The following is a 24,685-nucleotide window of genomic DNA, read 5'->3' as shown; positions in this document are numbered from 1 at the left end:
CACGTCGGGACCTTTGACCCGTGGACGCGCGGTCAGGTGCCCACGTAGCGTCGCTGGGTCGCGCCTCCACGACTCGGCCGTCCGGCCGGAGGCACACCGCCCGTGACCCCGGCGCACCGTCTTCACCTGTTCGGGGGAGTCACCATGAGCGCAGCGCGATTCGAACCGCCCACCCTCCCTGCCACGCCGTGGGCCGAGGCCCCGCACCGCACCGCCCGCCGCGTGCCGCGCCGCTCGGTCGAGGGCGTCCTGGCCCGCGTCCTGCGCGACGCGATGACCGACGACTGGAACCCCGTGGTCGGGGCACACCGCGCGGTCCTGCACGTCCAGGGCGACGAGGAGCTCCTGCGCCGGGCGCACTGGCGGCTGGTGGACACCCCCGGCGAGCGTCTGCCACTGGTCCGGGCCCGGGCCGTCGCCTCGCTGAAGCTGGCCATCGGCTCGCTCGAGGACTCCCCCGAGACCTGAACGGGCCTCTGCCGGTCTCCCTGCGCCGGCCTTGCTGCCAACGTCATACGTTTCGGCGGTCAGGACCGGCAGAACGCATGACGTCCTGAACCGCACTGGGAGGCCACTCATCCGTCAGGGACTACAGGTCGAGGGCGGTGGCCGTGACAACATCCCCCCATGGGAGCAGGGAGCAGGATCGTCGTCGCCGCCGTGGCGCTGGCCGCGGCAGCGGCCGGGACCATCAGCGCAGGGGCCGCGAACGCGGCCGATCCGGTCACCTTCACCGTCGAGCCGAGCGTCAACCAGCTCACGGTCGTCGACGCCCCGGCCGGCACCGCGCTGGAGCTGGTCGACGGGAGTGACGCGGTCGTCGGGAGCGGCACCACCGATGCCAACGGCGCCTTGCTGTGGCGGGACCTGACGGCGGGCAGCTACACGGTGCGCACGACCACCGACCCGGTCACGACGTCGGACCCGGTGACGGTCGACGACTTCTCCGACCCCGCCCCCGACCAGTCGTTCTACTCCGGGCAGACGCTCCAGGACGGCTTCGGCTACCTCGAGACGCGTGACGGGACGACGCTGTCGGTCAACGTCTCGCTGCCCGGCAACAACAACAACGGCTCGTTCCCGACGGTGGTCGAGTACTCCGGCTACGACCCGAGCAACCCGGCGAACACCACGATGGCCCAGCTCTACAACACCCTCGGCTTCGCGTACGTCGGCGTGAACATCCGGGGCACCGGCTGCTCGGGCGGATCCTTCCTCAACTTCGAGCCGATCCAGAGCCTCGACGGGTACGACGCCATCGAGACGATCGCCGCGCAGCCGTGGGCCAAGTTCCACCAGGTCGGCATGGTCGGCATCTCCTACCCCGGCATCTCGCAGCTGTACGTCGCGCGCACCCAGCCGCCGAGCCTCGACGCGATCTCGCCGCTGTCGGTCATCGACGACACCTACCGCGGCACGCTCTACCCCGGCGGCATCCTCAACACCGGCTTCGCCGTCCCGTGGGCGAAGGAGCGCGCGACCCAGGCGGCGCCGTACGGCCAGGCCTGGACCAAGCAGCGCGCCGACGCCGGCGACACCGTGTGCGCGGCCAACCAGCTGCTGCGGCTGCAGAACCCCGACCCGCTGGCGCTGATCGAGGACAACGCCTTCTACTCCCCGCAGATGTACGACCGGATCTCGCCGACGACGTTCGTCGACGACATCGACGTGCCGGTGTTCCTCGCCGGCGCCTGGCAGGACGAGCAGACCGGCGGACACTTCCCGGCGATGCTCGACCAGTTCAGCTCCTCGCCCCACCTCTACGCGACCATGAGCAACGGCGCGCACATCGAGTCGCTCGGCCTCGGCGTCTTCCGCCGCTACGCCGAGTTCCTCGACCTGTACGTCGGCCGGCGGGTGCCGAACGGCGCGGCGGCGAGCCTCGTCGCCCCGATCCTGGCCAACAGCCTGACCGGCGTGAGCGGGCTGACGCTGCCGAAGGGCATGGACTGGTCGGGCATGACCTACGACGAGGCGCTCGCGACGTACGAGGCGCGCAAGCCGGTGCGGATCCTCTTCGAGGAGGGCGCCGCCGACGGCGAGCCCAGCGGCGCTCCGCTCCCCCGCTTCGCGCGCGGCTTCGACTCCTGGCCGGTGGCGGAGGCGCAGGCCACCCGGTGGTTCCTGCGCCCCGACGGCTCCCTGCGCGCGCGCCCCTCGTCGGTGGCTCCCGGCCGGACGACGCCGCGCAGCTACCGCGCGGACCCGGGCGCGCTGCCCGAGACGACGTACACCGGGTCGGGCTCCGGCATCTGGCAGGCCCACCCCGACTACGACTGGCAGCAGATCCCGGCGGGCAAGGGCCTCGGCTGGATCACGCCGCCCCTGAAGCGGACCGTCGTGCCGATCGGGTCGGGGTCGGTCGACCTGTGGGTCAGCACCCCGGCCGGCGACACCGACCTCGAGGTGACGCTGAGCGAGGTACGCCCCAACGGACGCGAGGTCTACGTGCAGTCGGGCTGGCTGCGGGCCAGCCACCGCGCGCTCGACCCGTCGTCGACGCCGCTCGACCCGGTGCCGACGCACCTCGAGGCCGACGCGGCGCCGCTGCCGTCCGGTGAGCCGACCCGGGTGCGGGTGGAGCTGTTCCCGTTCGCCCACCCCTTCCGCGCCGGCTCGCGGATCCGGATCACGGTCGACGCCCCCGGCGACGCCCGCCCGACGTGGGCCTTCGACACGATCAGCCACGGCGAGCGGGTCGCGGTCTCGACCGACGCCGAGCACCGCTCGCGGATCGTGCTCCCGGTGGTGCCCGGCGTGCAGGTGCCGAAGCAGGCGCCGCCGTGCCGGTCGCTGCGCAGCCAGCCCTGCCGGTGGTACGAGGGCTGACCTGCAGCGCGCCCTTCTCAGGTCGTGACCGCCGACTGCTCCTCACCCGACTGCTGGTGGCGCAGCCGCGTCAGCGCCGCGCGGGCGTGCGACTTCACGGTGCCCTCGGAGATGCCGAGAGCCGACGCCGTGTCGGCCTCGGTGAGGTCGTCGAAGTAGCGCAGCACGAGCACTGCGCGCTGTCGCGGCGAGAGCCGGCGCAGGTCCTCGAGCAGCGCGACGCGATCGGTGCTGTCGTGGTGCGCCGTCTCCGGGACCGCATCGCTGGTCACCTCCCGCCACCGACGACCGCGCCACCGGTTCACCGACTCGCGCGCGAGCACCTGCCGGACGTAGGACTCGGGGTGGTCCTTGATCCGTCCCCACGTCGGCACCACCTTGATCGGCGCCGACTGCACGAGGTCCTCGGCGTCGTGGTGGTTGCCGGTCATGACGCACCGCCCTGTTCTTCGAGCGCTTCTCCGATCAGGTCGGCGGCGAACGTGACGTGCCGCGGCGCCCCTGCCGGGACGACCACGTGACGCAGGGCTGGATCGGCGAAAGGCGGGCCGGCGTGGATGTCCAGGGCGACCACGGTGCCGTTGCCCTCCTGCGGGTCCTTCCAGCGACCGAGCAGGATCCCGGACCCGCTCAGGCCCGAGGCGTCGCACAGCTCCACCACGGGGAAGCCCCAACCCCATCCCGGAGCGTAGGCCCCAGCTTCCCGGGCTCGCCCGAGACCGTGGGCGCCTCGCGCTCCCCGGGACCGCTTCCGCGATCGGTGAGCCAGAGGTCGAACCCGTCCGAGAAGGCCCAGTAGTCGACGCGCTCCGGCGCCGTGCCCGGCTCCCACACCCAACCGTCTCCGTCGCCACCACCCGCGACGGTGCCGACCAGGTGCGTCGCACCGACCCACATGAATCCCGCACGGGTCCCGAGCTCGGAGAGCGGGGAGTGGCTCTCGCCGGTCACCAGGTCGCGGACGACCAGCTCCGCGCTGGAGGGCATGGAGGCGATGCGGCGGCCGTCGGGCGAGAGCTCCAGCTGCGCGAAGTCGGCGGCGTCCTGGGGGTCGTCGGGGTAGTCGGGCAGGTCGAGCGGGAGCGTGCCGAACGCCCCGGTCTCCGCGACGAGCCCGATGGCCTCCACAGCTCGGCCGCGGGAGCACCCCCCGTCGGTGCGTCGTCCGCCAGGTCCATCAGCCGGTCGTGCAGCGTGTCCATGGGTCCCCTCCGATGCCAACCCTCACTCATCTGCACACGATGAGTGAGGGTCTGCGAGGGGGCAGCGCCCGACAGGTCAAGCCCAGGTCGCCGACGGCGCTTCCACCCGTCTGGAGCGGTCGGCACCGCACGAGTCATCTGGGTTGGTCGCACGTTCGACCAACCTGATCGCGGCGCTCGTCCCGCTAGCCGATGTCGCGGTGCCGGAAGCGCAGCCAGGCGGCGTCGCACAGCGCCAGCGCGACCGACGTCAGGCCGAGGAACGAGGGCCACGACCAGGGCTCGGCCGGCACGTGCGGCACCCACGAGTACGGCGAGAGGTCGAGCACCCAGTCGGGCCAGGTGAACAGGTCCCCGAGCAGCGTGACCACGAGGAAGAACGCCGGCCACGCCCAGGCCAGCACCGTCCAGTGGCTGCGCCACGAGAAGGTCAGCGCGGCCAGGCCGACGACCACCCACGCCGCGGGGATCCAGGCCAGGGCGGCGACCAGCACCTCGCTCGGGTCGGGCCCGTCCGCGCCGAGGTAGCCGATCCAGAGTCCGGCGCCCGACACCACGAGCAGCCAGGCGGTGCCGCCGAGCGCCACCGCCATCACCGCGCCGAACCACTGCGCCCGCGAGGTCGCCGTCGCCATCACCGCCTCGGCCCGGCCGCTGCCCTCGTCGGCGCCGGCGTGGGCGACCACGACGATGCCGAAGCAGGTGATCACGACCGCGACCACGAACATGATCGCGGCGATCATCTCGCCGCCCAGGGCGTCCAGGGCCTGCTGCGCGGTCGCGGAGTCGAGGAGGTCCTCGATGCCGGGGGCGATGAAGCCGAAGAGGAAGCCGGTCACCGCCACCGCCAGCGTCCACAAGGCCAATTGCCAGCCGTGCACCACCACGGCGAGCGAGAACACGTCGCGCAGCCGGGGCGAGCCCTCGGCCGGGCCCGGCCGCGAGGCCACCAGCCCGGAGCCGAGGTCGCGTCGGCTCCGGAGCACGGCGGCGACGCCGACCAGCACGCCGGCCAGCGCGACGTACGCCAGCAGCAGCCACCAGCGCGTGTCGCCGTACGCCCGGAGCTGGGTGTTCCACCCCAGCGGCGAGAGCCAGCTCAGCCACCCCGCGGAGGTGGTGTCGCCGACCGCGCGGAGCAGGAAGAGCACCGCGATCGTGCCGGCGGCGTACGCCGCGCAGGTGCGCGCGCTGGCGGAGAGCTGCGCGCACACCGCGGCGATGCCCGCCGCGACCACGGCCGTGCCGAACCACGCGGCGCCGAAGGCCACCGACCCCGCGACCGGCAGCCCGCCGGCGACGTTGCCGACCGCGACCAGGAGCCCGAGGACCAGCCCGACCACCACCGACTCGGTGACCGCCGCGGCCAGCGGGGCGTCGCGGCCGACGGCGGTGCCGCCGACGAGCTCGGTCTGGCCGTTCTCCTCCTCGACGCGCGTGTGCCGGCGGACCAGCACGACGAAGAGGATCGCGGCGAAGACGGCGTAGAGCACCGTCATCTTGGTCATCGCCAGCTCGCCCTCGCTGGTGACGTCGAGGACCGGGCCGTAGAGCGCGACGATGGCCCCGCTCTCGTTGATCGCCGTGGCCGCCCGGACGCGGTCCGCCTCGGTGGCGTAGAGGCCCGGGGTGGCCGCGGCGGAGGCGAAGGCGAGCACGGCGAGCACCAGCACCCACACCGTCGCGATCACCCGGTCGCGGCGGGCGAAGTGCCGGGTCAGCAGTCCGGTCCCGGCGAGGCCGTTCACCCGACGGCCCCGTCCGGCGCGCGGTAGGCGTCGAGGAAGAGCTCCTCCAGGCTCGGCGGCGTGCTGGTCAGTGCCTCGATGCCGGCGGAGGTCAGCACCGTGAGCAGGGCCGGCAGGCCCTCGCGGTCGACGGTGCAGGTGAGCTGGCGGCCCTCGACCGCCACGCCGTGCACGCCGGGCATCCCGTCGAGCTCGGGAACGGCGCCGGCGAAGGTGGCGCTGACCTTGCTCTGGCGCAGGTGGCCGAGCGCCTCGAGCGTGCCGGACTCGACGGTGCGGCCCTCGCGGATGATCGTCACCCGGTCGGCGAGCCGCTCGACCTCGGAGAGGATGTGGCTCGAGAGCAGCACGGTCGCACCGCGCGCGGTGTGCTCGGCGACGCACTCGTTGAAGACCTGCTCCATGAGGGGGTCGAGGCCGCTGGTGGGCTCGTCGAGCACCAGCAGCTCGCTGTCGGCTGCGAACGCCGCGACCAGCGCGACCTTCTGCCGATTCCCCTTGGAGTAGGCGCGCCCCTTCTTGGTCGGGTCGAGCTCGAAGCGCTCGAGCAGCTCCCCACGCCGCGAGGAGCGCGGGTCGACGTGACGCATCCGCAGCAGCAGGTCGATGGTCTCCCCGCCCGAGAGGTTGGGCCACAGGGCGACGTCGCCCGGCACGTAGGCGAGACGGCGGTGCAGGTCCGCCGCCTCGCGCCAGGGGTCGGCGCCGAAGAGCCGCGCCTCCCCGCCCGTCGCGCGCACCAGCCCGAGCAGGATCCGGATCGTCGTGGACTTCCCGGCGCCGTTGGGCCCGAGGAAGCCGTGCACCTCGCCGGCCTCGACCCGCAGGTCGAGCCCGTCGAGGGCCCGGACCTGGCCGAAGCTCTTGGCGAGGCCCCCCGTCTCGATCACCAGCTCCGAGGTCACGCTGCCATCGTACGAACGGCGGAGGTCAGACGGCCTCTGCCGCACGGGCGACCCGGTCACCGGTTGCCGGCTCGATGCGGTGGTTGCCCCGGAAGAGGCCGGCCGGGTCGTGCTGCGCCTTCGCGCTCCGCAGGCGCTCCCAGGTGGCGGCGTCGAAGAACGTGCTGGCGTCGGCCGGGTGCTCCACGAAGTTGGGGTACTGACCGATCCGCCACGGCTCGACCGCGACGTCGAGACGCTGCAGGTACGACGCGACCTCGACGGCCGACTCGTAGTCGGGCACCACGCCGAGGGCGAACAGGCAGAACTGGCCCGGCATCGTGGCGCGGGCACCGGCGCCCGGCTCGGTCCGCGACAGCGCACCGCCGAGGTGGCGGATCTGCACCAGCGGGAGCGGCGACCCGGCCCCCTCCCCCACGACCTCGAGCACGCGGCCGATCCCGTCTGCGGGCAGGTCGTCGAGCAGGGCGGTGGTGCTGCGGTAGGGCAGCGGGTCGGGCGGGTCCATCGCCATGTCCGCCAGGGCTACGGGCGCGACCATCGCGAAGGTGTCGAGCGCCGCGCCGAGCTCGCGCACCGGCGCGACCAGCGCGGCTCCCTCCTCCTCGCTCCCGAGGAAGGCTGCGTGGAAGACCGTGAAGGCACCGCCCCGCAGCGGCTCCGGGACCTCGGGCACGTCCGGGAACTGGTAGACGGTCGTCCACGTCATCAGCTCCTCGGGCAGGTCGGGGGCGATGCTGGTCCACGTCGTCAGCACCTCCTCGGCGCGCTCGAGCGGGAAGAACAGCCCGCCGGCGTAGAGCTCCTTGACCGGGTAGACGGTGAACTCGATGGCGGTGACGACGCCGAAGTTGCCGTTGCCGCCGCGCAGCGCCCAGAACAGGTCGGGCTGGTGGTGCGCGTCGACGCGGTGCAGGCGAGCGTCGGCGGTGACGACGTCGAAGGCGACGACGCTGTTGGCCTGCAATCCGTGCTTGCGGGCCAGCCAGCCCATGCCGCCCCCCAGCGAGTAGCCGGCGATGCCCACGTCGGGCGAGGATCCGTGCAGGGCGGCGAGCCCGAGGTCGGAGAGCTGCGGGACGACGTCGCGCCAGCGCACGCCGGCACCGACGCGGGCCCGGCCGGTGTCGACGTCGATGGCGATGCTGCGCAGCTCGCGGACGTCGACGACGAGCGTGTCGGAGACGCCGGCGTGCGCCGCGGCGTTGTGGCCGGTCGCCTGGCCGGCCACGTGGAGCCCGTGGTCCCGGGCGTGCGCGACGGCGGCGACCACGTCGTCGGTGTCGACGGCGAGCACGATCGCGGCGGGTTCGAGGTCGGCGGCGAGGTTGTAGCCCGAGCGGACGGCGTCCCAGTCGGCGTCGGCGGCGGTCACCACGCGTCCCGAGACCCGCGTGGCCAGCTCGGCCAGGGAGGAGGTGGTGGCGGACATGGCAGATTCCCTTTCGTTGAACAGTGTGTTTGTCGAAAACTCCTGACCGGGATGCTAGCATCGATGAACACCATGTCAAGTCAAACGAGGAAGTACGAGCTCAAGGTCCGCGCCGACCAGCAGCGCGAGACCCGTGACCGCATCGCGCGCTGCGCCGCCGAGCTGCACGAGGAGGTCGGCGTGGCGCGCACGACCGTCGCCGAGATCGCGCGCCGGGCCGGCGTCAGCCGCCTGACCGTCTACAACCACTTCCCCGACCTCGAGTCCCTGCTGCCGGCGTGCGCGGCCCACTACGAGACGGTGCACCCGCGGCCCGACCTCGCCGAGGAGCTCGCCGTCGCCGACGACGCCGGGCGCGTCACCGCGGTGCTGCACCGGCTCTACGCCTGGCACCGCGAGACCCAGCCGATGTTCGGCAAGGTCTACAGCGACCGCCAGGCGGTGCCCGAGGTCGACCGGTTCCTCGCCGCGACCGTCGACCTCCAGCAGGACGACGTCGCCGCACGCCTCGCCGCGTCGCTGGGGGCCGGCACGACCGGGCAACGGGCGCTGGTGCGGCTGGCGGTCGACTACTGGACCTGGGCCCGCCTCGACGCCGAGGGGCTCGACGACCGCGCCGCCGCCGAGGTCATGACGTGGGCGGTGCTGTCGGCACCCGGTCGCTGACCGGCCGCGAGGCCGCCAGCACGCCGAGCACGATCAGCAGCTGTCCCAGACAGTAGGTGAGCATCACGACGGCACCGTCGCCGTCGAAGGCGAACCGGTCGGTCAGCGCGGTCGCGGCCAGCGTGCTGTCGGAGACCACGAAGATGATCGCGCCGACGGCGGTCGTCGCGTTCACGCCGGTGGCCAGCGCCGCCATCGCGCACAGCACGACGCCGTAGACCGCGACCGGCAGGAGCATCGAGCCCAGGTCGGGGCCGAGCACGACGAGCAGCAACACGAACCACGCGGCGTACGGAACGACGAGGAGCTTGTTGCGGTCGAGCGGCCCGTCCGCGTACGTCGTGGCGAAGCCGACCAGGTAGCAGACATGGGCCAGGAGGAAGGCCAGCAGCCCGAGGAGGAACCACACGTCGCCCTCCGGCATCAGCGCCAGGTCGCCGAGCCAGCTCCACGCGAGGGCGGCCGCGGTCGCGCGCAGCAGGCGGCCCTCCAGCGGCGCCGACGCGAGGAGGAAGCCCAGCAGCAGCGGCATCAGCAGCGGCTTGGTCACGACGTAGAGCACGTCGAGGTCGAGGACCTGAGCCAGCACCTGCGCCAGCGCGGCCACCACGAAGGCCACCAGCAGCACCCGCGACGCCACCCTCACCCGCTCACCTCCCCGGACGCCCCGACCCTAGTGGCGCGCGGATCGGTCAGGAACGAAGAAGCAGACCAGTCGGCCGGCTACCTACGATCGGGACACCGAGGACCAGACCAGATCACGAGAGGGAACGACATGGCGGAGAAGGCGACGCAGGAGAGCTTCACCGAGGAGGAGCGCGCCGCGATGAAGGAGCGCGCGGCCGAGCTCAAGGCGGCCGGCAAGCGGGGCACGGGCGCGAAGAAGGCGGAGGCGGACCTCAAGGACTGCCTCGACAAGATCGCCGAGATGCCGGAGGCCGACCGGGTGATCGCGGAGAAGCTGCACGAGATCGTGACCACCCACACCCCCGAGCTGCTGCCGAAGACCTGGTACGGCATGCCGGCCTACGCCCGCGACGGCAAGGCGGTGGTGTTCTTCAAGCCGGCGGCGAAGTTCAAGGTGCGCTACGCCGAGGTCGGCTTCAACGAGCCGGCGCAGCTCGACGACGGCGACATGTGGCCGACGGCGTACGCGGTCGTCGCCATGAACGACGCGGTGGCGAAGAAGCTGACGACCCTGGTGAAGAAGGCCGCCGGCTGACGGGGGCTACGAGCCGGCGGACCCGAGCAGAGCCTCGAGGCAGGCGGCCAGGACCCGGCCGATGATCTGGCCGGTGGCGACGCCGACGAGGACGAGCACGACGAGGGCGCCCAGCATGATCCACACCCGGTGGTCGCTGGGGTGGTCGGGCGGACCGGGCGGCCCCAGGTGGGCGGCGTGGTGCCGCACGGCCATGACTGCCTACTCGGTCCCGAAGCCCGGGAGCGGCGTGCTGGCGATCGGGTGGGCCGGCTCGGGCGGTGTCTCCACGCGGATCACGTGGTGGTCGGGGTAGACGTCACCCGGTGCGAACGTGGTGGGCGACTCGTCGGCGACCACGATCAGGCTCGCGAGGTCCGACCAGCGGGCGACGACGTCGTCGACGTCGTCCTCGCTCGCGCAGAGCTCGCACGTCAGCAGCTCCTCGTGGTCGTAGACGCGCACCGCGATGGTCAGTGTGCTGATGTCCAGGGTCCCTGCGGACATGGTCCTTCCTCCTCCGTACTGGCTTCACACCCAGCCTGCGCCGCGCGCCGGGCGGGCGTCAGGGACCAAGGTCCCCCCGGGCCGGGGCGGCAGTCACGCGCTCTGCCCGGGCCCTGCGCACCAGCCGGTCAGGTGGTCGCGGGCCGGCGCGCGGCCGCACGCCGCCGGACGGGGCGGACGACGGCGTACGCACCCATGCTGAACAGGCTGAGCAGCATCAGGTGGATCCCGGCGGCATCCGCGACGCCCACCGAGGCGAAGGCGCCCGGCGCGGCGAGGGCCCAGCCGCGCACCTGACGGCTCCCGGACGAGCCGGTGGAGGCCCAGGTCGCCAGGTGCTCGCAGTTGTTGCGCACCAGGTGGTAGTCCTGGCTGCCCGGGCGCGACTCGGCGTTCGCGACGACCTCGTCGGCCGGCAGCCGGTTGCGGTGCACCCGCACGCGCAGCTCGGAGGTGCCGGTGAAGTCGGCCAGGGTCGTCCGCTCGACGCGACGGCCGGGCCGCCGCCCGCCGGAGAAGTGGATCACCGTGCCGTCGCCGCAGTCGATGCCGTGGTGGCTGTAGCGCCGACCCCGCCGCACGAAGAGGTGGTCCCCGCGGCTCATGCCGGTGAGGACGACGGGGTGCCCGCCGCGGGCTGGTCGAACACGAACCGTCGGAACGCCCAGAAGCGGGTGGCGGTCGCGACGCCGAGCCCGAGCACGTTGGCCGCGAGGTTGTCGGCCAGAGGGCTGCTGAGCCCGAGCACGTAGCGGCTGATCCACAGGAACAGCACGGGGATGGCCATCGTGACCGCACCCAGGGCGAAGAACCGCACCAGGCCGGTCGCCGGGTCACGCACGTCGCGGTCGCGGAACGTCCACGTCCGGAGGCCCACGAAGGCCAGGGCCCCGGCCGCGGCATTCGCGAGCACGTACGCCGCGATCGGCTGGTCGGCCATCGGCGCCGCGCCCGGCCCCCACCCGTGGACGAGGGCGTTGAAGCCCAGGATCGACACCAGCGTCGCCACGCCACCGACGGCCAGGAAGCGGACGACCTCGCCGAGGAGGTGCCTCACCCGGACTCCTCGGGTCGCGGTGGACGTCACTGCGTCGACGGTACCGGCGGCGCGAAGGTCCGTTCGCATCGGCGCGAGGGCCGGTGCAGCGGGTCGGTCCCGGTGCAGGAAGGCCAGCACGACCAGCCTGCGCCCCGCCGACGTGTCGGTCGGTGGGGCGCAGGAGCGGGTGCGCGAGCGGGTCAGTCGACGCTGTACGGCGTGGGGCGGAAGCCCTTGACGAGCATGTAGGTGCCGACGGAGAGCTCCCAGACCGCGATCGGCAGGGTCAGCAGCAGGGCCGGGCCGGTCATCAGCGTGAGGTGGCCGAAGACCACCAGCACCGCGGCGGTGATGAGCAGCGGGGCGCCGATGAGACCGAGGGTGGGGATCCAGCGCGGCACCAGGCCCGACTTGTGGAGGAGGGTGCCGAAGAGCAGGGCGTTCAGGGCGGGCATGAGCCCGGGGCCGAACAGGAAGGTCCAGTCGCGGACGTCGACCAGCGCCTGCGCGGTGGTGGCCAGGCCGGCGGCGTCGCTGCCGAGGTCCTGCCGCAGGGTGACGACGGCCATCAGGCTGACGACACCGGTCATGATCACGGCCGCCTCCATGGTGCGCGAGATGACGAAGCCGAGGGCGAGCGACTGGTTCACCCGCCGGACGACCGGGAAGACCGCGACCGCGGTGCCGATGGCGGTCAGGGCGTTGACGACGTCGAGCAGGCAGCCCGCGAGCACCTGGGTGTCGTGGCCCGGCCCGAGCACGTACGCCGCCGGGTCGTCGAGCAGCGGCGCGATCAGCGGGAGCGCCGGGATCGAGGCGGCAAAGGTGATCAGGTACAGCAGCCCGGCGACGCGGGCGTGCCGCAGGGCGGAGTCGCTGGCCCGCACCGGCGCGGTGCGCGGTGCGACGGGAGCGGTGGTCGTGGTGGTCATCTCAGTCTCCTCGGGTGGGGTGCGGCGGGTCGGGCTCGACCCGGACGAGCGAGAGCAGCGGCAGGCCGAGGTCACGGACCTGGGCGAGCAGCCCGTGCAGGGCCGCCTGGTCGGCGACGCGGGCCCGGACGACGGTGGTGCCGTCGGCCCCGGGCGTGACACCCGCACCGTCGAGCCAGGCCGACCACCGCTGGTCGAGGTGCCCGCTCAGGCGGATCTCGTACCAGCCGTCGTCGCTCGGCCGGGTGCTGGCGTCCACGGGTGCTCCTGCTGCTCGGTGACGGGATCTCGTCGTCCGTCTCGGTTGTCGAGCACGCTAGGAACGGAGGTGGGGAGCGGACGTCCCCACAGGTGGTGACCGGGGTGGGGATCCTGCGGGTCCCCGCTCAGCGCGGGTGGCGCAGCAGGCCCAGCTGGTGGGCCCGGGTGACGGCCGCGCGGCGGCTGTTCACGCCGAGCTTGGCGTAGATGTGCTTGGTGTGGGTGCGCACGGTGTGCAGGGAGACGACCAGCTCGCGGGCGATGGCCGGCCCGTCGAGCTCGGAGGCGAGGAGGCGCAGCACCTCGAGCTCGCGCTCGCTCAGCGGGTCGACGAGCACCTGCGGCACCGGCACCGAGGCGGCCGGCGTCGTGGTCGCACCGTCGGTCAGCACCCGGACGAAGCCCTCCCGCTCGGCCAGCAGCCGCGCCCGCTCCAGCGCGGTCACGGCGCCGGGTCGGTCGCCCCGGTCACGTCGTACGCCGGAGAGCAGGACGAGCGCCTCGATCTGCGCGCGCACCCGTCCCCCGGTCTCCGCGTCCGCGAGGAGCCGCTCGAGCAGCGACTCCGCGCCGGCGAGCTCGCCGTCGGCCACCAGCAGCCGGGCCAGCGTCAGGTGCTCGTGCTCGCGGAGGTACGACGGGGCGTCGTCGGCCGACAGGTTCCGGCGGCGCGCCCAGGCGCGGGCGGCGTCCAGGTCGCCGAGGGCGAGCCGGACCCGGGCCAGCCGCGAGGCGAGCGGCCGGACGTCGGGCGAGAAGTCGCCGACGTGCACGCGCTGCGCCTCCTCGAGCAGCTCGACCGCAGCGCCGCGGTCGCCCTCGGCCTCCCGCAGCCCGGCCATGGCCGCCCGCCAGCGGTAGGGGTGCTGGGGCAGCCCGGCCACCTCCCCGAGCTCGTCGCTGCGCCGGAGGTGCTCCGCGGCGGCAGCGAGGTCACCGCGCTCGAGGGCCAGCCCGGCGAGGCCGTCGTGCATGTCGGCGGTGCCGCGCAGGTCCGGCGCGACGGTCGCCCCGAGCACCAGGGCGTCCTCGAGGGTGGCGCGGGCGTCGTGCAGCCCGCCGAGTGCCACCTGCAGGTCGGCCACGGCGATCGAGCACCCGAGCACGTCCGCGACGTGGCCGATCTCGCGCAGGCCCGCAGCGGCGGCGCGGTAGTCGCGCAGGGCCCCGGCGAGGTCTCCCCGCGTCCACGCCGCCAGCCCGAGCAGCGCGGACGCACCGGCTGCGACGAGGGTGTCGCCGCGCCCGGCGGCGAGCTCCGCGGCCGCCGTGGCATGGCGGGTGGTGCCGGCCAGGTCGCCGCCGAGGAGGGCGAGCGCCGCGCGGTACATGCGGACCGTCGCCGGCACCCCGGCCAGCGCCTCGCGGTCGGCCACGACGAGCTCGTCGGCGGGCAGGTGGAGCATCCGGTCGACCTCGTCGAGCCGCTGCGCGACGCCCTCGGGCCGGTTGCTGCTCATCAGGCCGCCCGCGAGCCCGAGGGCCAGGAGCGGGCGGCGGTCGGTGACGTCCGGGGGCAGGGCCTCGACCCAGCCGACGATCACCGCCTCGCGCCGCTCGCGCTGCAGTCCCGGGACGGCCCGCTCGACCAGGTCGGCCGCCCGCTCGTCGTCACCGGCGGCCAGGGCGTGCCGGACGGCCGCGGCGGCGTCACCCTGCTCGTCGTACCACTGGCTGGCGCGGCGGTGGAGCGCGGTGACCCGGTCGGGGTGCTCGGCCTGCAGGTGCGCCCCGAGCACGTCGGCGAAGAGGTGGTGGTAGCGGTACCAGCGGCGGTGGTCGTCGAGCGGCACCACGAAGAGGTTCTCCCGCTCGAGGCGCTCGAGCAGGCGGCGCGACCCCGACGTGCCGGTGACCGTGTCGCACAGCGGGCCGGTGAGCCGCTCGAGGACCGAGGTGCCGAGCAGGAAGTCGCGCACCTCGGCGGGCTGTCGGTCCAGCACCTCCTCGACGAGGTAGTCCACGACGTAGCGGTCGTCGCCGGCGAAGCCCGCGATGAACGACGTCCGGTCCTCGCGGCCGGTGAGCGAGATCGCGGCGAGGTGGAGCGCCGCGATCCAGCCCTCGGTGCGATCCGCGAGCGAGGCGAGGTCGTCGCCCGCGAGGTCGACGCCGCTGGCCACGAGGTACGCGCCGGTCTCCTCGGTCGTGAACCGCAGGTCGGTGGCCCGGACCTCGGTCAGCTCCCCGCGGGCGCGCAGCCGGGCCAGCGGCAGGGCGGGGTCGGCCCGCGTGCCGAGCGTCAGGCGGACCTGCGGCGGGAGGTGGTCGACGAGGAAGGCCATGCCGGGCTGCACCTCGGGACCGTCGGCGAGGTGGTAGTCGTCGAGCACCACCTCGAGGTCGTCGGGCAGCACGCTGAGCTCGTTGAGCACCCCGGTCAGGACCGACTCGACCGGCGCCTGACCGCTCTGCAGCAAGGTCAGCCCCGCCGCGGCCGTGCCGGGCGCGGCTCGCTCCACGGCGGTCAGCAGGTAGGCCCAGAACGACCCCGCCTGCCGGTCGCCCTCGTCGAGCGACACCCAGGCGACGCGCGGGTCGTCGGCGCCCTGGTCCTCGCCGTACCAGCTCGTGAGGAGGGTGGTCTTCCCGAAGCCGGCCGGTGCCGCGACCAGCGTGAGCCGCGTCCGGGCCGCCGCCGCCGGGCGCGCCAGCCGCGCACGTCGTACGACGTCGGGCCGGGTGCGCGGCCGGAAGAGCTTGGACTCGACCAGGGGCAGGTTCGCGTCCACGCGCCCATTGGACCGCGCCCGTCCCCGGGTCGGCAACGCCGGGCGCCGCCGGTCCGTCCCGTGCCGCTCAGCGCCACGGGTCGCCGGCGGCGCGCACGTAGCGGCGCCAGACGTGGTCCCAGGGGGTGACCGCGATGATCACCACGACCAGCGAGCAGTTGACCGCCACCTCGGAGGTGGCGGCGTCGAGCCCGCCGTCGAGGAAGCGGGGCAGCGCGACGGTGGTCAACCACAGGACCTTCCAGGTGGTCTCGAACAGCAGGACGGGCAGCAGGGCGACGGGGTGTCGCAGCCCGAGGAGGGCGAGCAGGGACATCGCGGTGAGCAGCGCCCAGGTGACCCCCTCGAAGAGCGGCAGCGCGTGCGCGTCGGGGAGCAGCGGCCACTTCCTGACGGCGAGGCCGAGGCCCATCAGCAGGTAGCCGGCACGCATCGCGTTGACGCGGCGCACGGACAGCGGGCGCGAGGCGGTGGCGGGGAGGTGGGCGATGGTGGACATGGGGTCCTCCTCGGGTGGGCGTCGTGGGTGGGTGGGTGAGGTCAGGCGGGTGACCACTCGTCGGCGAGCAGCGCGTAGCCGACGACGTCGAGCCACCGCCCGGAGCGGTGGAGGGACTCGCGGACGGCGTGCAGCTCGCGGCGCATGCCGACCCGCTCCATGAGCCGCCAGGAGGCGTCGTTGTCGAGGAACGAGTTGGCGTGCACGCGCCGTACGCCGAGGTCGGCGAAGCAGTGGCGCAGCAGCTCGCGGACGGCCTCGGTGGCGTAGCCGTGGCCCTCGTGCGCGGGGTCGAGCACCCAGCCGAGCTCGGCCTGCGCCCCACGGGCGCCGTCGGCGACGTCGAGCTGGGCCCAGGCGTCCTCGCGACGCAGCATGAGGTCCGCGACCACCTGGCCGTCGGGCCCGTGGCCGAGCTGGACGACGACGGTGGTGGCGAGCCGCCCAGGATCGGTGAAGAGCTCGCGGTAGCCGGCGAGGGTGTCGGGGCAGCCGGTGAGCCACTCGTTGACGGCGGCGTCCTGCCGGAACCGCCAGGTCGGGTCTGCGTCCGCGGGTGTGGCCGCGCGGAGCGTGAGCCGGTCGGTGTGCAGGGGGTGCGGCAGCGCCGGCGGCGGCACGGCGGGCGGGGCCGCGGCGGCGTGGAGGTCGAGGAGCGTGACGCCGAGGTCGCGCAGACCCGCGAGCACGCCGTGCAGCTGGGCCTGGTCGGCGACCGGGCCCGCGAGGGTGCTGGTACCGCCGTTGGACCGGGTGATGGCGAGGCCGCCGAGCCGCGCGGACCAGTGGTCGTCGAGGTGCCCGTCGACGCGGATCTCGTAGCGGGCCCCGCTGGTGGTGGTCATGCCGGCACCTCCGTCGTCGTCGCGAAGGCTCGGGTCCGGTGCGCCCTCAGCCGCGCGGGACGGCGGATCACCCACTCGGCGACGGCGAGGTTGATCACCCACCCGGACGTCTTCAGCAGGTCGCCGGTGAGGTCGCCGTGGCCGAGCAGCACCTCGCCGAAGCCCTCGCTGAAGACCTGCGTGCCCGCGCCGAGGCTGACCGCGTAGGCGCGGATCATCCAGGCGCGGTGGGCCGGGATGTCGCGCCGGCGGATCGCGGTGACACCGAGCACGACGAACGCCGCCACCAACGGGGCCACGACGAGGCGGACGCCGTACAGGAGGTCTCCGGTGCCGGGCTGCGGCGAGTAGAGCAGCGTCACCCACAGCCCCGACGTGGCGACGACGAGCGCCGCCGGCACCAGGGCTCGACCGGCGCGGCGGTGCCAGGCCGGGTGGCGCCGCCGGAGTCCCGCCGACATCTGGAAGGCGCCGCCGAGTGCGTAGACGGCGGCGGCGACGAGGTGGAGGCTCAGGGCGACCGGGAACCCGGACGCGAACCGCTCGTCGGCGGGCATCACGGCCGGCCCGCCCAGCCGCTCCACGAGCCGCAGGCCACCAGCGGTGAGCGGGACGACCGACAGCGCGACGAGGGCCAGCGGGACCGCCCAGCCGGTGTTGCCGGCCGGATGGTCCGCAGCGGTGCGGCGCAGCGTCATCGCGCGACGCTCTCGGCGACCGGGGTACGTCGGACCGGGGCGACGGCGGGGGTCGAGCCGGTGCTGCGCCACAGCGACACGCCGAGACCGATGAGGGCGATGGCCTCGGGGACGGCCATCGGACGGTCGAACGCCTCGGGCAAGAAGGCCAGCGACGCGGTCGCGACCGTGCTGACGGCCAGCAGGGCGGCCGCCCAGCGGGCCAGCACGCCGGAGCGGACGAGCGCGATCCCGAAGACCAGCCCGCCGAGCATGTAGCCCACCCCGGTCACGTTGAAGAGCAGCTGCACCGAGCCGATGTCCCCCTCGGGCACCGCACCGACGGCGGAGGCCACGACGTCGTTGACGAAGCCGGGCTGCGTGTCGACCAGCTGGGGCAGCACCACGGCGGCGATGACCTGGGTCGCGAACATGCTCAGGTAGCCGACAGCGAACAGGAGGTAGCCGGTCAGGCCGAGCACGCCCATGCGGGTGTGCTGCCGCAGGTACATCCCGGTGATCCCCGCGAGGGCGAGCACGCTCATCACCATCTTGGCGCAGCTGCGCGCCACCCACTGCGTGGTCTCCGTCGTGAACGCGTCGTGGGGAGGATGGTTGACCTGGACGGCGATGAAGATGCCGCCCGCGACCGCCGCTGCGGCGCCGGCGGCCTTGACGAGGCTGGTGGTGGTGACGGTCATGGCGGTGCTCCCTGGTCGGGGCCCGACGGTGCGTCGGGCGATGACCGGAACCTAGGGAGCGGGCTGGTGAGCCCGCCTCACATGACGATGTGAACGCCGATGTGAACGCCGACGTGAACGCCGTGGTGGACGTGGTCGTGGACGTCGTCGCGCTACAGCAGGCCGCGCTCCTGCGCCTCCCGGACGGCGGCACGGCGGGTGTTGACGCCGAGCTTGGTGAAGATGTTCTTGGTGTGGGTGCGGAAGGTGTTGACGGAGACGTAGAGCTGCCGGGCGATCTCGGGCCCCGCGAGGTCGGTGGCGAGCAGCCGGAGCACCTCGAGCTCACGCTCGCTCAACCCCTCGACCAGGCCTCGCGTCGCCGCGGACGGCTCTGGCGCCACGGGGACGATCGTCGCCGTGAGCACCTGCGCGGCGAGGTCGGCGGCCGGCTCACCCGGACGCGCCGCGGCCCGGTGCAGGAGCGCTGACATCGGCTCGCCCTCGTCGAGGAACAGCCGGCGGTGGCCAACGGGTACGCCGAGCGCCAGGGCCCGGTCGAGGTCCTGGAGCGCGGCGCGGTCGTCGCCGCGCCGGTGGTGTGCGAGGACCCGGACCACGAGCGCGTCCAGCGTGCTGCCCCCACGGCCGGCCGCCTCGGCGACGGCCAGCACGGCGCCGGTCAGTCGCTCGACCCGGTCGAGCCCGTCGTCTCCCGCCGGGTGCTGGGCGACGACCAGCCGGGCGAGCGTGAGCGCGTCGTACTCGTGGAGGTAGGACGGCACGTCGTCGAGGGACCCGGCGTGCTCGTCGGCCCAGTCCCGGACAGCCGGCAGGTCCCCCCGGGCGACCTGCACCCGGGCCCGCTGCGCGGCGATCGGCCGGACGTCGGGGAAGAAGCCGGGGACGTAGCGCGACCCGGCCGCGTCCAGTGCCGCCACGGCGCCGTCGAGGTCGCCCCGGGCGCGCAGCCACCACGCGGACGCGGTGTGCCAGCGGTAGCGGTTCTCCGGGAGCGACGCGCGCTCGCCGAGCGCCTCGGCCACGGTCAGGTGGTGCTCCGCGGCACCGAGGTCGCCCTGCTCGCGCAACACGTCGGCCAGTGCGACGTGCAGGTCGCCCAGCGTCGTGAGCGGTGGCCCGGGCTGGTTCTCGGCAGCGGCGAGCGCCGCCTCGAGCAGGCGCCGCGCCTCGTCGGGACGCCCGCGGGCGCGCCACATCTCGGCCAGCACCACCGTGGCGCCGAGCTCGTCGGCGCGGTTGCCCGCGGCGCGAAGGCTGCTCACGGCCTCGGTGAAGGTCGCGACCGCGGTCACCAGGTCGCCGTCGGCCCAGGCCGCCAGGCCCAGGAAGCCGGCGGAGGCGCCGCGCGGGAAGTGGTCGTCCGGACCGGCGAGGTCGAACGCCCGCCGGGCGTGGGCGACGGTCCCCCCGGTGTCGCCACGGGCCTGGGCGACGGAGGCGCGGTAGACCTCCACCATGGCCGGCAGGCCGGAGAGCTCGCGCTCGCGCGCCCGTTGCGCGACCGGGCCACCCGGCGTGGCCACCGCCGCCGCACCCGTGCCGGTCACGAGGCCGGCGTCGGCGACGTCGAGCCAGGCATCCAGGCCGTCGAGGTCGCCCGCCGACAGCCGGGTCCAGGCGAAGCCCACGGCGAGCAGGGGGCGCCGGCGGAGCACGTCGTCGGGCACGGCACGGAGCCAGTCGCCCAGGGTGCGGTCCTCGCGCCGGGTGCGCAGCCCCGGCAGGGCGAGCTCGAGCAGGTCGGCGGACAGCTCCGGGTCGTCGGCGGCCAGGGCGTGGGGGTAGGCGTCGACGAGCCGGTCCTCCGCGGCGTACCAGCGGGCCGCCGCGCGGTGGAGGCGTCGTACGCGCCCGGGGTCCTGCGCTGCCGACCGTGACCGCAGCGCGTCGGCGAACAGGTGGTGGTAGCGCCACCACCGTCGATGGTCGTCGAGGGGTACGACGAACAGGTTGGCGCGCTCGAGCTCCTCGAGCGCCTGCTGGCCGTCGGCACGGCCGGTCAGCGCGTCGCACAGCGGCCCGCTGAGCTCCTCGAGCACGGAGGTGTCGAGGAGGAAGGCCCTCACCTCATCGGGCAACCGGTCGAGCACCTCCTCGAGGAGGTAGTCGAGCACCAGCCGGTGGCTGCCCGCGAAGCCCTCGATCAGCTTCCCCACGTCCGGGCCCCCTCCGGGCCCGCGGCCGACCGACAGCGCGGCGAGCTGGAGCCCGGCCGCCCAGCCCTCGGTCCGGTCCTCGAGCGCATCGACCTGCGGGGGCTCGAGGCCGAGACCCATGACCTCGTTGAGGAACGCCGTGGCCTCGGGGCCGGTGAAGCGCAGGTCGGAGGCGCGGACCTCGATCAGCTCCCCCCGCGCACGCATCCGCGCCAGCGGCAGCGGTGGGTCGGCCCGGGTCGTCATCGCCAGCGTGACCTGGGGCGGCAGGTTGTCGACGAAGAAGCCGACCGCCTCGTGCACGGCCGGGGTGGTGACGACGTGGTAGTCGTCGAGCACCAGCACGACCGGGCCGGGCAGCGCGTCGAGGTCGTCGAGGAGGCTGACCAGCACGGCGTCCACCGGGATCCCGCGGTCGGTGTCGAGCAGTGCCGCCGCCTCCTCGCCGACCCCCGACCCGTCGGGCGCCGCGACCCGGACCGCCGCCACCAGCAGGGTCAGGAAGCGGCGCAGGTCGTCGTCCGTGGCGTCGAGCGACACCCAGCCCACCGTGGCCGGGGGGTCGCCCTCGAGCCACTGCGCCACGAGCGTGGTCTTGCCGAAGCCCGCCGGGGCCGCGACGAGCACCAGGCGGGGTCGCGGGCCGGAGGCCCCCGGCAACCGGCCCGTCAGCCGGGCGCGGGGCACCAGGGCCCGGCGGGGTCGCGGCAGGTGCAGCTTGGTGGCCGGGACGGACGAGCTCACCCGTCGTCCTGCCCGTCGGCCCGCACGTGCATCCGCTCCCCCGGTCGCCCGAAGATGCTGAGCACCTCGGCGGGGCCGTCGCCGGCACTGCCGAACCAGTGCGGCACCTGGGTGTCGAACTCCGCCGCCTCGCCCGCCACCAGCACCTCGTCGCGGTCGCCGAGCACCAGCCGCATCCGACCCGCCAGCACGTAGAGCCACTCGAACCCGTCGTGGGCCCGCGGGCTGGGCGTGGTCTGGGTCGCCGGGATCACGATCTTCCACGCCTGCACGCCGCCGGGGTGGGTCAGCGGGACGACGGTCCGGCCGTTGACGCGGCGGGGCTTGAGGCGGATCCGCGGATCGCCGACCTCGGGCGCGCCGACCAGGTCGTCGAGCGGCACGCGGTAGGTCTGCGCGAGCGGCAGCAGCAGCTCGAGGCTCGGCTTGCGCTGACCGTTCTCCAGTCGGGAGAGCGTGCTCTTGGAGATCCCGGTGCGGGCCGCGGCGTCGGTCAGCGTGAGCCCGCGCTGCTCCCGCACCCGGCGCAGGCGGAGCCCGACCCGGTCGAGCGCCGCGGCGATGCCCTCGTCGGTCACCCGCCCATTGGACCCTGCGTTCCCGGAAACGGCAACGAACGTTGCCGGCCGGTCCAGCCGCCGCCACGCTGGGGGCATGGACGAGAATGAGTACGACGTGGTGGTCGCCGGCGGCGGCGCCGCCGGCCTGTCGGCCGCGCTGGTGCTGACCCGGGCCCGCCGCCGGGTGGCGGTGGTCGACGCCGGCAGCCCGCGCAACGCGCCGGCCGCGCACATGCACGGCTACCTCGGCTCCGACGGCCTGCCGCCGTCCGAGCTCCTGGCCGCCGGGCGCGAGGAGGTCGCCGGGTACGGCGGGCACCTCGTCGCCGGCACCGTCACCGGCATCGCGCCGCTCGCCGCCACCCCGGAGCGCCCGCGGGCCTTCGAGGTGGGGCTGGACGACGGGCGGGTGCTGCTGGCCCGCCGCGTGGTCGTCACCACGGGCCTGCGCGACGTCCTGCCGGACCTGCCCGGCGTCCGCGAGCGCTGGGGCCGTGACCTGCTGCACTGCCCCTACTGCCACGGCCACGAGGTGCGCGACCAGCCCCTCGGTGTCCTGGGCGGGACGCCCGAGAGCGTGGCGCACGCGCACCTGGTGCGCCAGTGGGCGCACGACGTCGTCTACTTCAGCAACGGCACGGAGCTGACCGGGCCCGAGCGCGAGGCCATGGTCGCCCGCGCGATCGGCGTCGTCGACGGCCCGGTCGCCCGGCTGGTGGTCGAGGACGACGCGATCTGCGGCGTCGAGCTCGAGGACGGCCGGGTCGTGCCGCGGACCGCGGTCTTCGTCCGCCCCGACTTCACGCCCCACGACGACCTCCTGACCGGCCTCGGCTGCGCCACCCACGACACCGGCTGGGTGGCCGTCGACCCGACGGGCGCGACCAGCGTCCCCGGCGTCTGGGCCGCGGGCAACGCCGTGAACCCCCGCGCCCAGGTGGTCACCGCGGCCGGCGAGGGCTCGGCCGCCGCGATCGCCGTCAACAACGACCTCGTCGACGAGGACACCGCTCTCGCCCTCGCCGCCTTCTAGGCCGAACCGTCACCCAGATCGGTCGAGCCGTCACTCAGATCGGTCGAGCCGTCACTTCCGTCGTACCGCCGAGCCGCAACTGACGGTTCGCGTGATCTGAGTGACGGTTCGACACCACCCCACCGAAGGAGAACCCCGTGAACGACGACGCCGCTGCCGTGATCCGGCCGGTCGGTCCGCCGACGAAGCACCAGCTCGCGCTGATGATCTGGATCGCGGTCTTCCCGACCCTGACCCTGCTCAACCTGACGCTGGGGCCCTACCTGTCCGACCTGGGCGTGGTGCCGCGCACCTTCGTGCTGGCCACCGTCGCCGTGCCGATCGTGATCTACGGCGTGATGCCGCGCCTGCACCGGGCGCGGGCCCGGCTGCTGTCGCGCTGATCCCGACGCCGGTCGAGAACGGCGGCCGCGACGTCAGCCCTCGGCGGCGACGTCGCGGCCGTCGGCGGTGTGCGGGTCCTCGTCGATGGCCTCGACGGCCTCGGTGAGCTCGGTCTCCGTGGCCCGACGCCGGTCGAGGTGTACGCCGGCGATCATGCAGCGCACCGAGCCGCCGGCGAGCTCGATGGTCTGGATCTCGACCGACACGATCGAGCACGACTCCTCGATGGCCGCCACCTGGTCGGGTCGCAGGCTGCGCCGGGCGCGCTCCGACATCGCCATCACGTAGTGGCGCTTGCCGGTCGCGGTGCGACCGCACAGCTCGACCGCGTTGCCGGCGAACTCGCGCACCTGCTCCTCGGAGATCTCCACGACGGTCCGGCCGTTGACCGACAGCCGCTCGCGCACCTGTTCGCGACGGTGCTTGTCGGGGATCATCTCCAGCGCGAAGAGCGCGACATCCGTGCCGACGCAGCCGATCACGTTGGTGTGGTAGACCGGCACGCCGTCGGAGTCGACGGCGTCGAAGGCCATCGGCTCGTAGCCGAAGTCGGTGCAGAACCGCTCGAGCACGTGGGTGTCCGCACGGTGGCTGCGCGCGGCGTACGCCACCCGCGAGACGTGGTCGAGCACCATCGCGCCGGTGCCCTCGAGGAAGATGCCGTCGGGCTCGAGGCCGGAGTAGTCGACGATCGTCTGCACCCGGTACTCCGACTTGAGCATCTCGAGCACGTCGGCGCGGCGCTCGTGGCGCCGGTTGGAGGCGTACATCGGGTAGACCGCGACCATGCCGCCGGCGTGGGTCGAGAGCCAGTTGTTGGGGAAGACGCTGTCGGGCCGGGTGTGGTCCTCGTCGGAGAAGACGTGCACCCGAACCCCGGCGCCGCGCAGGGCGTCGGCGAGGGCGTCCATCTCCGCGAGGGCCTTGAGCGCCGTCTCCTCGTCGGACTGCCCGGCTGGCAGGTCGGACTGGAAGGCGTTGTCGGCTGCCGTCGCCGGGTTGGGCAGGAAACGCTCGGCGCGGACGAGGACGACAGCGGAAGGGGCCTGGGCACTCACGACCCGCGAATGTAGCAACCCCGCGACCGAGCCGTCGCATCGCGAGGGTGCTCGGGCGTCGGCCGGGGCACGTCCCTCGTGGGTGACTCCATCTCCGCGAGCCGCGGGTTCTCGCCGCCGCGCCGCGTGGCGGGCAGCCGGATCCGTACGGCGCTCGGCCGTGACCTGCGGGAACGTTGAGCTCGTCGGTGTCGGAGTCGGTGCTCGGCACGCTGGCCACGGTCTGCCACGTCCCGCCCCGGCGGACCTGCAGGTCGTAGGTGACCACCAGCCCCGATGGCCGTGCCCAAATACCCCCGGGGGTATGATGGTGACACCAGTCCCCCCAAGGAGCACCCGTGTCCGTCACCTCCCCGACCTGCTCGACGACCTCGTGGCACGTCCAGCGCATCCTGTTCCTCGTCGCCGGGCTCGTGACCCTCGCCGGCGTCGTCCTCGGCGTCCTCGTCTCGCCGTGGTTCCTGCTCGTCCCTGCACTCGTCGGCGCGAACCAGCTGCTCATGGTCGCCGTCGGCTGGTGCCCGATGTCCCTGCTGCTGCGCCGGCTCGGCGTCTCGGACGCCGGCTGATC

Annotated in this window: 28 protein-coding genes; 7 read left to right on the top strand and 21 right to left on the bottom strand. The window is 74.1% G+C overall.

Annotated elements, in window-relative coordinates; translation table 11 throughout:
* The first annotated feature begins 144 nt into the window (after positions 1-144).
* Together ACFPGP_RS01165 and ACFPGP_RS01160 are read left to right on the top strand one after the other, a co-directional pair.
* A complete protein-coding gene (locus tag ACFPGP_RS01165; protein ID WP_378585737.1) occupies positions 145-468 on the top strand; it encodes a hypothetical protein in 324 nt (107 codons plus the stop codon).
* A 159-nt stretch (positions 469-627) separates the two neighbouring features.
* Entirely contained in the window at positions 628-2,829 is a 2,202-nt protein-coding gene (locus ACFPGP_RS01160; protein WP_378585734.1) for a CocE/NonD family hydrolase, read from the top strand.
* Positions 2,830-2,846: 17 nt separating this feature from the next.
* On the opposite strand, the gene ACFPGP_RS01155 is transcribed toward ACFPGP_RS01160, so the two are convergent.
* The 6 genes from ACFPGP_RS01155 to ACFPGP_RS01130 all read right to left on the bottom strand — a co-directional run bounded on the left by ACFPGP_RS01155 (position 2,847) and on the right by ACFPGP_RS01130 (position 8,116).
* A complete protein-coding gene (locus tag ACFPGP_RS01155; protein WP_378585732.1) occupies positions 2,847-3,260 on the bottom strand; it encodes a SigE family RNA polymerase sigma factor in 414 nt (137 codons plus the stop codon).
* Positions 3,257-3,487 carry a hypothetical protein gene (locus ACFPGP_RS01150; protein WP_378585729.1) on the bottom strand — a complete coding sequence of 77 codons (231 nt, stop codon included), beginning with the start codon at positions 3,485-3,487 and terminating at the stop codon, positions 3,257-3,259. The genes ACFPGP_RS01155 and ACFPGP_RS01150 overlap by 4 nt, the downstream gene beginning before the upstream one ends.
* Complete coding sequence (locus tag ACFPGP_RS01145; protein ID WP_378585726.1) at positions 3,460-3,957, bottom strand: hypothetical protein; 498 nt, start codon at positions 3,955-3,957, stop codon at positions 3,460-3,462. Before ACFPGP_RS01145 ends, ACFPGP_RS01150 begins: the two co-directional genes overlap by 28 nt.
* A 259-nt stretch (positions 3,958-4,216) precedes the next feature.
* Positions 4,217-5,779: an ABC transporter permease gene (locus ACFPGP_RS01140; RefSeq protein ID WP_378585724.1), complete on the bottom strand. Its 1,563-nt coding sequence runs from the start codon at positions 5,777-5,779 to the stop codon at positions 4,217-4,219.
* Positions 5,776-6,684, bottom strand: coding sequence for an ABC transporter ATP-binding protein (locus ACFPGP_RS01135; RefSeq protein ID WP_378585721.1), 909 nt, complete (start codon positions 6,682-6,684; stop codon positions 5,776-5,778). The genes ACFPGP_RS01140 and ACFPGP_RS01135 overlap by 4 nt, the downstream gene beginning before the upstream one ends.
* Positions 6,685-6,709: 25 nt before the next feature.
* Positions 6,710-8,116, bottom strand: a complete 1,407-nt coding sequence (locus ACFPGP_RS01130; protein WP_378585718.1) for an FAD-binding oxidoreductase — start codon at positions 8,114-8,116, stop codon at positions 6,710-6,712.
* 63 nt (positions 8,117-8,179) lie between these two features.
* Here ACFPGP_RS01130 and ACFPGP_RS01125 point away from each other — a divergent pair, with 63 nt between their 5' ends.
* Positions 8,180-8,782, top strand: coding sequence for a TetR/AcrR family transcriptional regulator (locus tag ACFPGP_RS01125; RefSeq protein WP_378585715.1), 603 nt, complete (start codon positions 8,180-8,182; stop codon positions 8,780-8,782).
* Here the strand turns inward: ACFPGP_RS01125 and ACFPGP_RS01120 are convergent.
* A complete protein-coding gene (locus ACFPGP_RS01120; protein ID WP_378585713.1) occupies positions 8,745-9,428 on the bottom strand; it encodes a lysoplasmalogenase in 684 nt (227 codons plus the stop codon). The two genes, ACFPGP_RS01125 and ACFPGP_RS01120, sit on opposite strands and share 38 nt — an antisense overlap.
* Before the next feature lie 129 nt (positions 9,429-9,557).
* On the opposite strand from ACFPGP_RS01120, the gene ACFPGP_RS01115 reads away from it, so the two are divergent.
* Complete coding sequence (locus ACFPGP_RS01115) at positions 9,558-10,004, top strand: iron chaperone (protein ID WP_378585710.1); 447 nt, start codon at positions 9,558-9,560, stop codon at positions 10,002-10,004.
* Between the two features lie 6 nt (positions 10,005-10,010).
* On the opposite strand, the gene ACFPGP_RS01110 is transcribed toward ACFPGP_RS01115, so the two are convergent.
* The 13 genes from ACFPGP_RS01110 to ACFPGP_RS01050 all read right to left on the bottom strand — a co-directional run bounded on the left by ACFPGP_RS01110 (position 10,011) and on the right by ACFPGP_RS01050 (position 21,657).
* Positions 10,011-10,199: a hypothetical protein gene (locus tag ACFPGP_RS01110; RefSeq protein WP_378585708.1), complete on the bottom strand. Its 189-nt coding sequence runs from the start codon at positions 10,197-10,199 to the stop codon at positions 10,011-10,013.
* A gap of 6 nt (positions 10,200-10,205) precedes the next feature.
* A complete protein-coding gene (locus tag ACFPGP_RS01105; RefSeq protein ID WP_378585706.1) occupies positions 10,206-10,490 on the bottom strand; it encodes a hypothetical protein in 285 nt (94 codons plus the stop codon).
* Positions 10,491-10,618: 128 nt separating this feature from the next.
* The gene (locus ACFPGP_RS01100) at positions 10,619-11,095 is read right to left on the bottom strand and encodes a lecithin retinol acyltransferase family protein (RefSeq protein ID WP_378585704.1); all 477 of its coding nucleotides are present in this window, start codon (positions 11,093-11,095) and stop codon (positions 10,619-10,621) included.
* Positions 11,092-11,547: a GtrA family protein gene (locus tag ACFPGP_RS01095; RefSeq protein WP_378585701.1), complete on the bottom strand. Its 456-nt coding sequence runs from the start codon at positions 11,545-11,547 to the stop codon at positions 11,092-11,094. Before ACFPGP_RS01095 ends, ACFPGP_RS01100 begins: the two co-directional genes overlap by 4 nt.
* Before the next feature lie 182 nt (positions 11,548-11,729).
* Complete coding sequence (locus ACFPGP_RS01090) at positions 11,730-12,461, bottom strand: DUF4386 domain-containing protein (RefSeq protein ID WP_378585698.1); 732 nt, start codon at positions 12,459-12,461, stop codon at positions 11,730-11,732.
* Position 12,462: 1 nt separating this feature from the next.
* Positions 12,463-12,720, bottom strand: a complete 258-nt coding sequence (locus ACFPGP_RS01085) for a hypothetical protein (protein WP_378585695.1) — start codon at positions 12,718-12,720, stop codon at positions 12,463-12,465.
* Between the two features lie 127 nt (positions 12,721-12,847).
* Complete coding sequence (locus ACFPGP_RS01080) at positions 12,848-15,454, bottom strand: winged helix-turn-helix domain-containing protein (protein ID WP_378585693.1); 2,607 nt, start codon at positions 15,452-15,454, stop codon at positions 12,848-12,850.
* Positions 15,455-15,521: 67 nt separating this feature from the next.
* Positions 15,522-15,953 carry a hypothetical protein gene (locus tag ACFPGP_RS01075; protein ID WP_378585691.1) on the bottom strand — a complete coding sequence of 144 codons (432 nt, stop codon included), beginning with the start codon at positions 15,951-15,953 and terminating at the stop codon, positions 15,522-15,524.
* Between the two features lie 41 nt (positions 15,954-15,994).
* A complete protein-coding gene (locus ACFPGP_RS01070; RefSeq protein WP_378585688.1) occupies positions 15,995-16,798 on the bottom strand; it encodes a GNAT family N-acetyltransferase in 804 nt (267 codons plus the stop codon).
* On the bottom strand, positions 16,795-17,496 hold the full coding sequence (locus tag ACFPGP_RS01065) for a DUF2306 domain-containing protein (protein ID WP_378585686.1): 702 nt from the start codon (positions 17,494-17,496) through the stop codon (positions 16,795-16,797). The genes ACFPGP_RS01070 and ACFPGP_RS01065 overlap by 4 nt, the downstream gene beginning before the upstream one ends.
* Positions 17,493-18,176: a hypothetical protein gene (locus tag ACFPGP_RS01060; RefSeq protein WP_378585683.1), complete on the bottom strand. Its 684-nt coding sequence runs from the start codon at positions 18,174-18,176 to the stop codon at positions 17,493-17,495. The genes ACFPGP_RS01065 and ACFPGP_RS01060 overlap by 4 nt, the downstream gene beginning before the upstream one ends.
* Before the next feature lie 152 nt (positions 18,177-18,328).
* A complete protein-coding gene (locus ACFPGP_RS01055) occupies positions 18,329-21,079 on the bottom strand; it encodes a winged helix-turn-helix domain-containing protein (protein WP_378585681.1) in 2,751 nt (916 codons plus the stop codon).
* Positions 21,076-21,657 carry a helix-turn-helix domain-containing protein gene (locus ACFPGP_RS01050; protein WP_378585678.1) on the bottom strand — a complete coding sequence of 194 codons (582 nt, stop codon included), beginning with the start codon at positions 21,655-21,657 and terminating at the stop codon, positions 21,076-21,078. The genes ACFPGP_RS01055 and ACFPGP_RS01050 overlap by 4 nt, the downstream gene beginning before the upstream one ends.
* 76 nt (positions 21,658-21,733) lie before the next feature.
* Between ACFPGP_RS01050 and ACFPGP_RS01045 the strand changes: the two genes are divergently transcribed.
* On the top strand, positions 21,734-22,672 hold the full coding sequence (locus ACFPGP_RS01045; RefSeq protein ID WP_378585675.1) for an NAD(P)/FAD-dependent oxidoreductase: 939 nt from the start codon (positions 21,734-21,736) through the stop codon (positions 22,670-22,672).
* Positions 22,673-22,809: 137 nt separating this feature from the next.
* Complete coding sequence (locus ACFPGP_RS01040) at positions 22,810-23,055, top strand: putative antibiotic biosynthesis monooxygenase (RefSeq protein ID WP_378585672.1); 246 nt, start codon at positions 22,810-22,812, stop codon at positions 23,053-23,055.
* Positions 23,056-23,088: 33 nt separating this feature from the next.
* On the opposite strand, the gene ctlX is transcribed toward ACFPGP_RS01040, so the two are convergent.
* The gene (ctlX, locus tag ACFPGP_RS01035; protein ID WP_378585670.1) at positions 23,089-24,114 is read right to left on the bottom strand and encodes a citrulline utilization hydrolase CtlX; all 1,026 of its coding nucleotides are present in this window, start codon (positions 24,112-24,114) and stop codon (positions 23,089-23,091) included.
* A 338-nt stretch (positions 24,115-24,452) separates the two neighbouring features.
* Here ctlX and ACFPGP_RS01030 point away from each other — a divergent pair, with 338 nt between their 5' ends.
* Positions 24,453-24,683: a YgaP-like transmembrane domain gene (locus ACFPGP_RS01030; RefSeq protein WP_378585667.1), complete on the top strand. Its 231-nt coding sequence runs from the start codon at positions 24,453-24,455 to the stop codon at positions 24,681-24,683.
* The last annotated feature ends 2 nt before the right edge of the window (positions 24,684-24,685 follow it).

It is taken from the genome of Nocardioides taihuensis, from assembly GCF_042657275.1.
GTDB lineage: Bacteria > Actinomycetota > Actinomycetes > Propionibacteriales > Nocardioidaceae > Nocardioides > Nocardioides taihuensis.
This window is presented reverse-complemented; position numbering and strand designations above follow the sequence as displayed.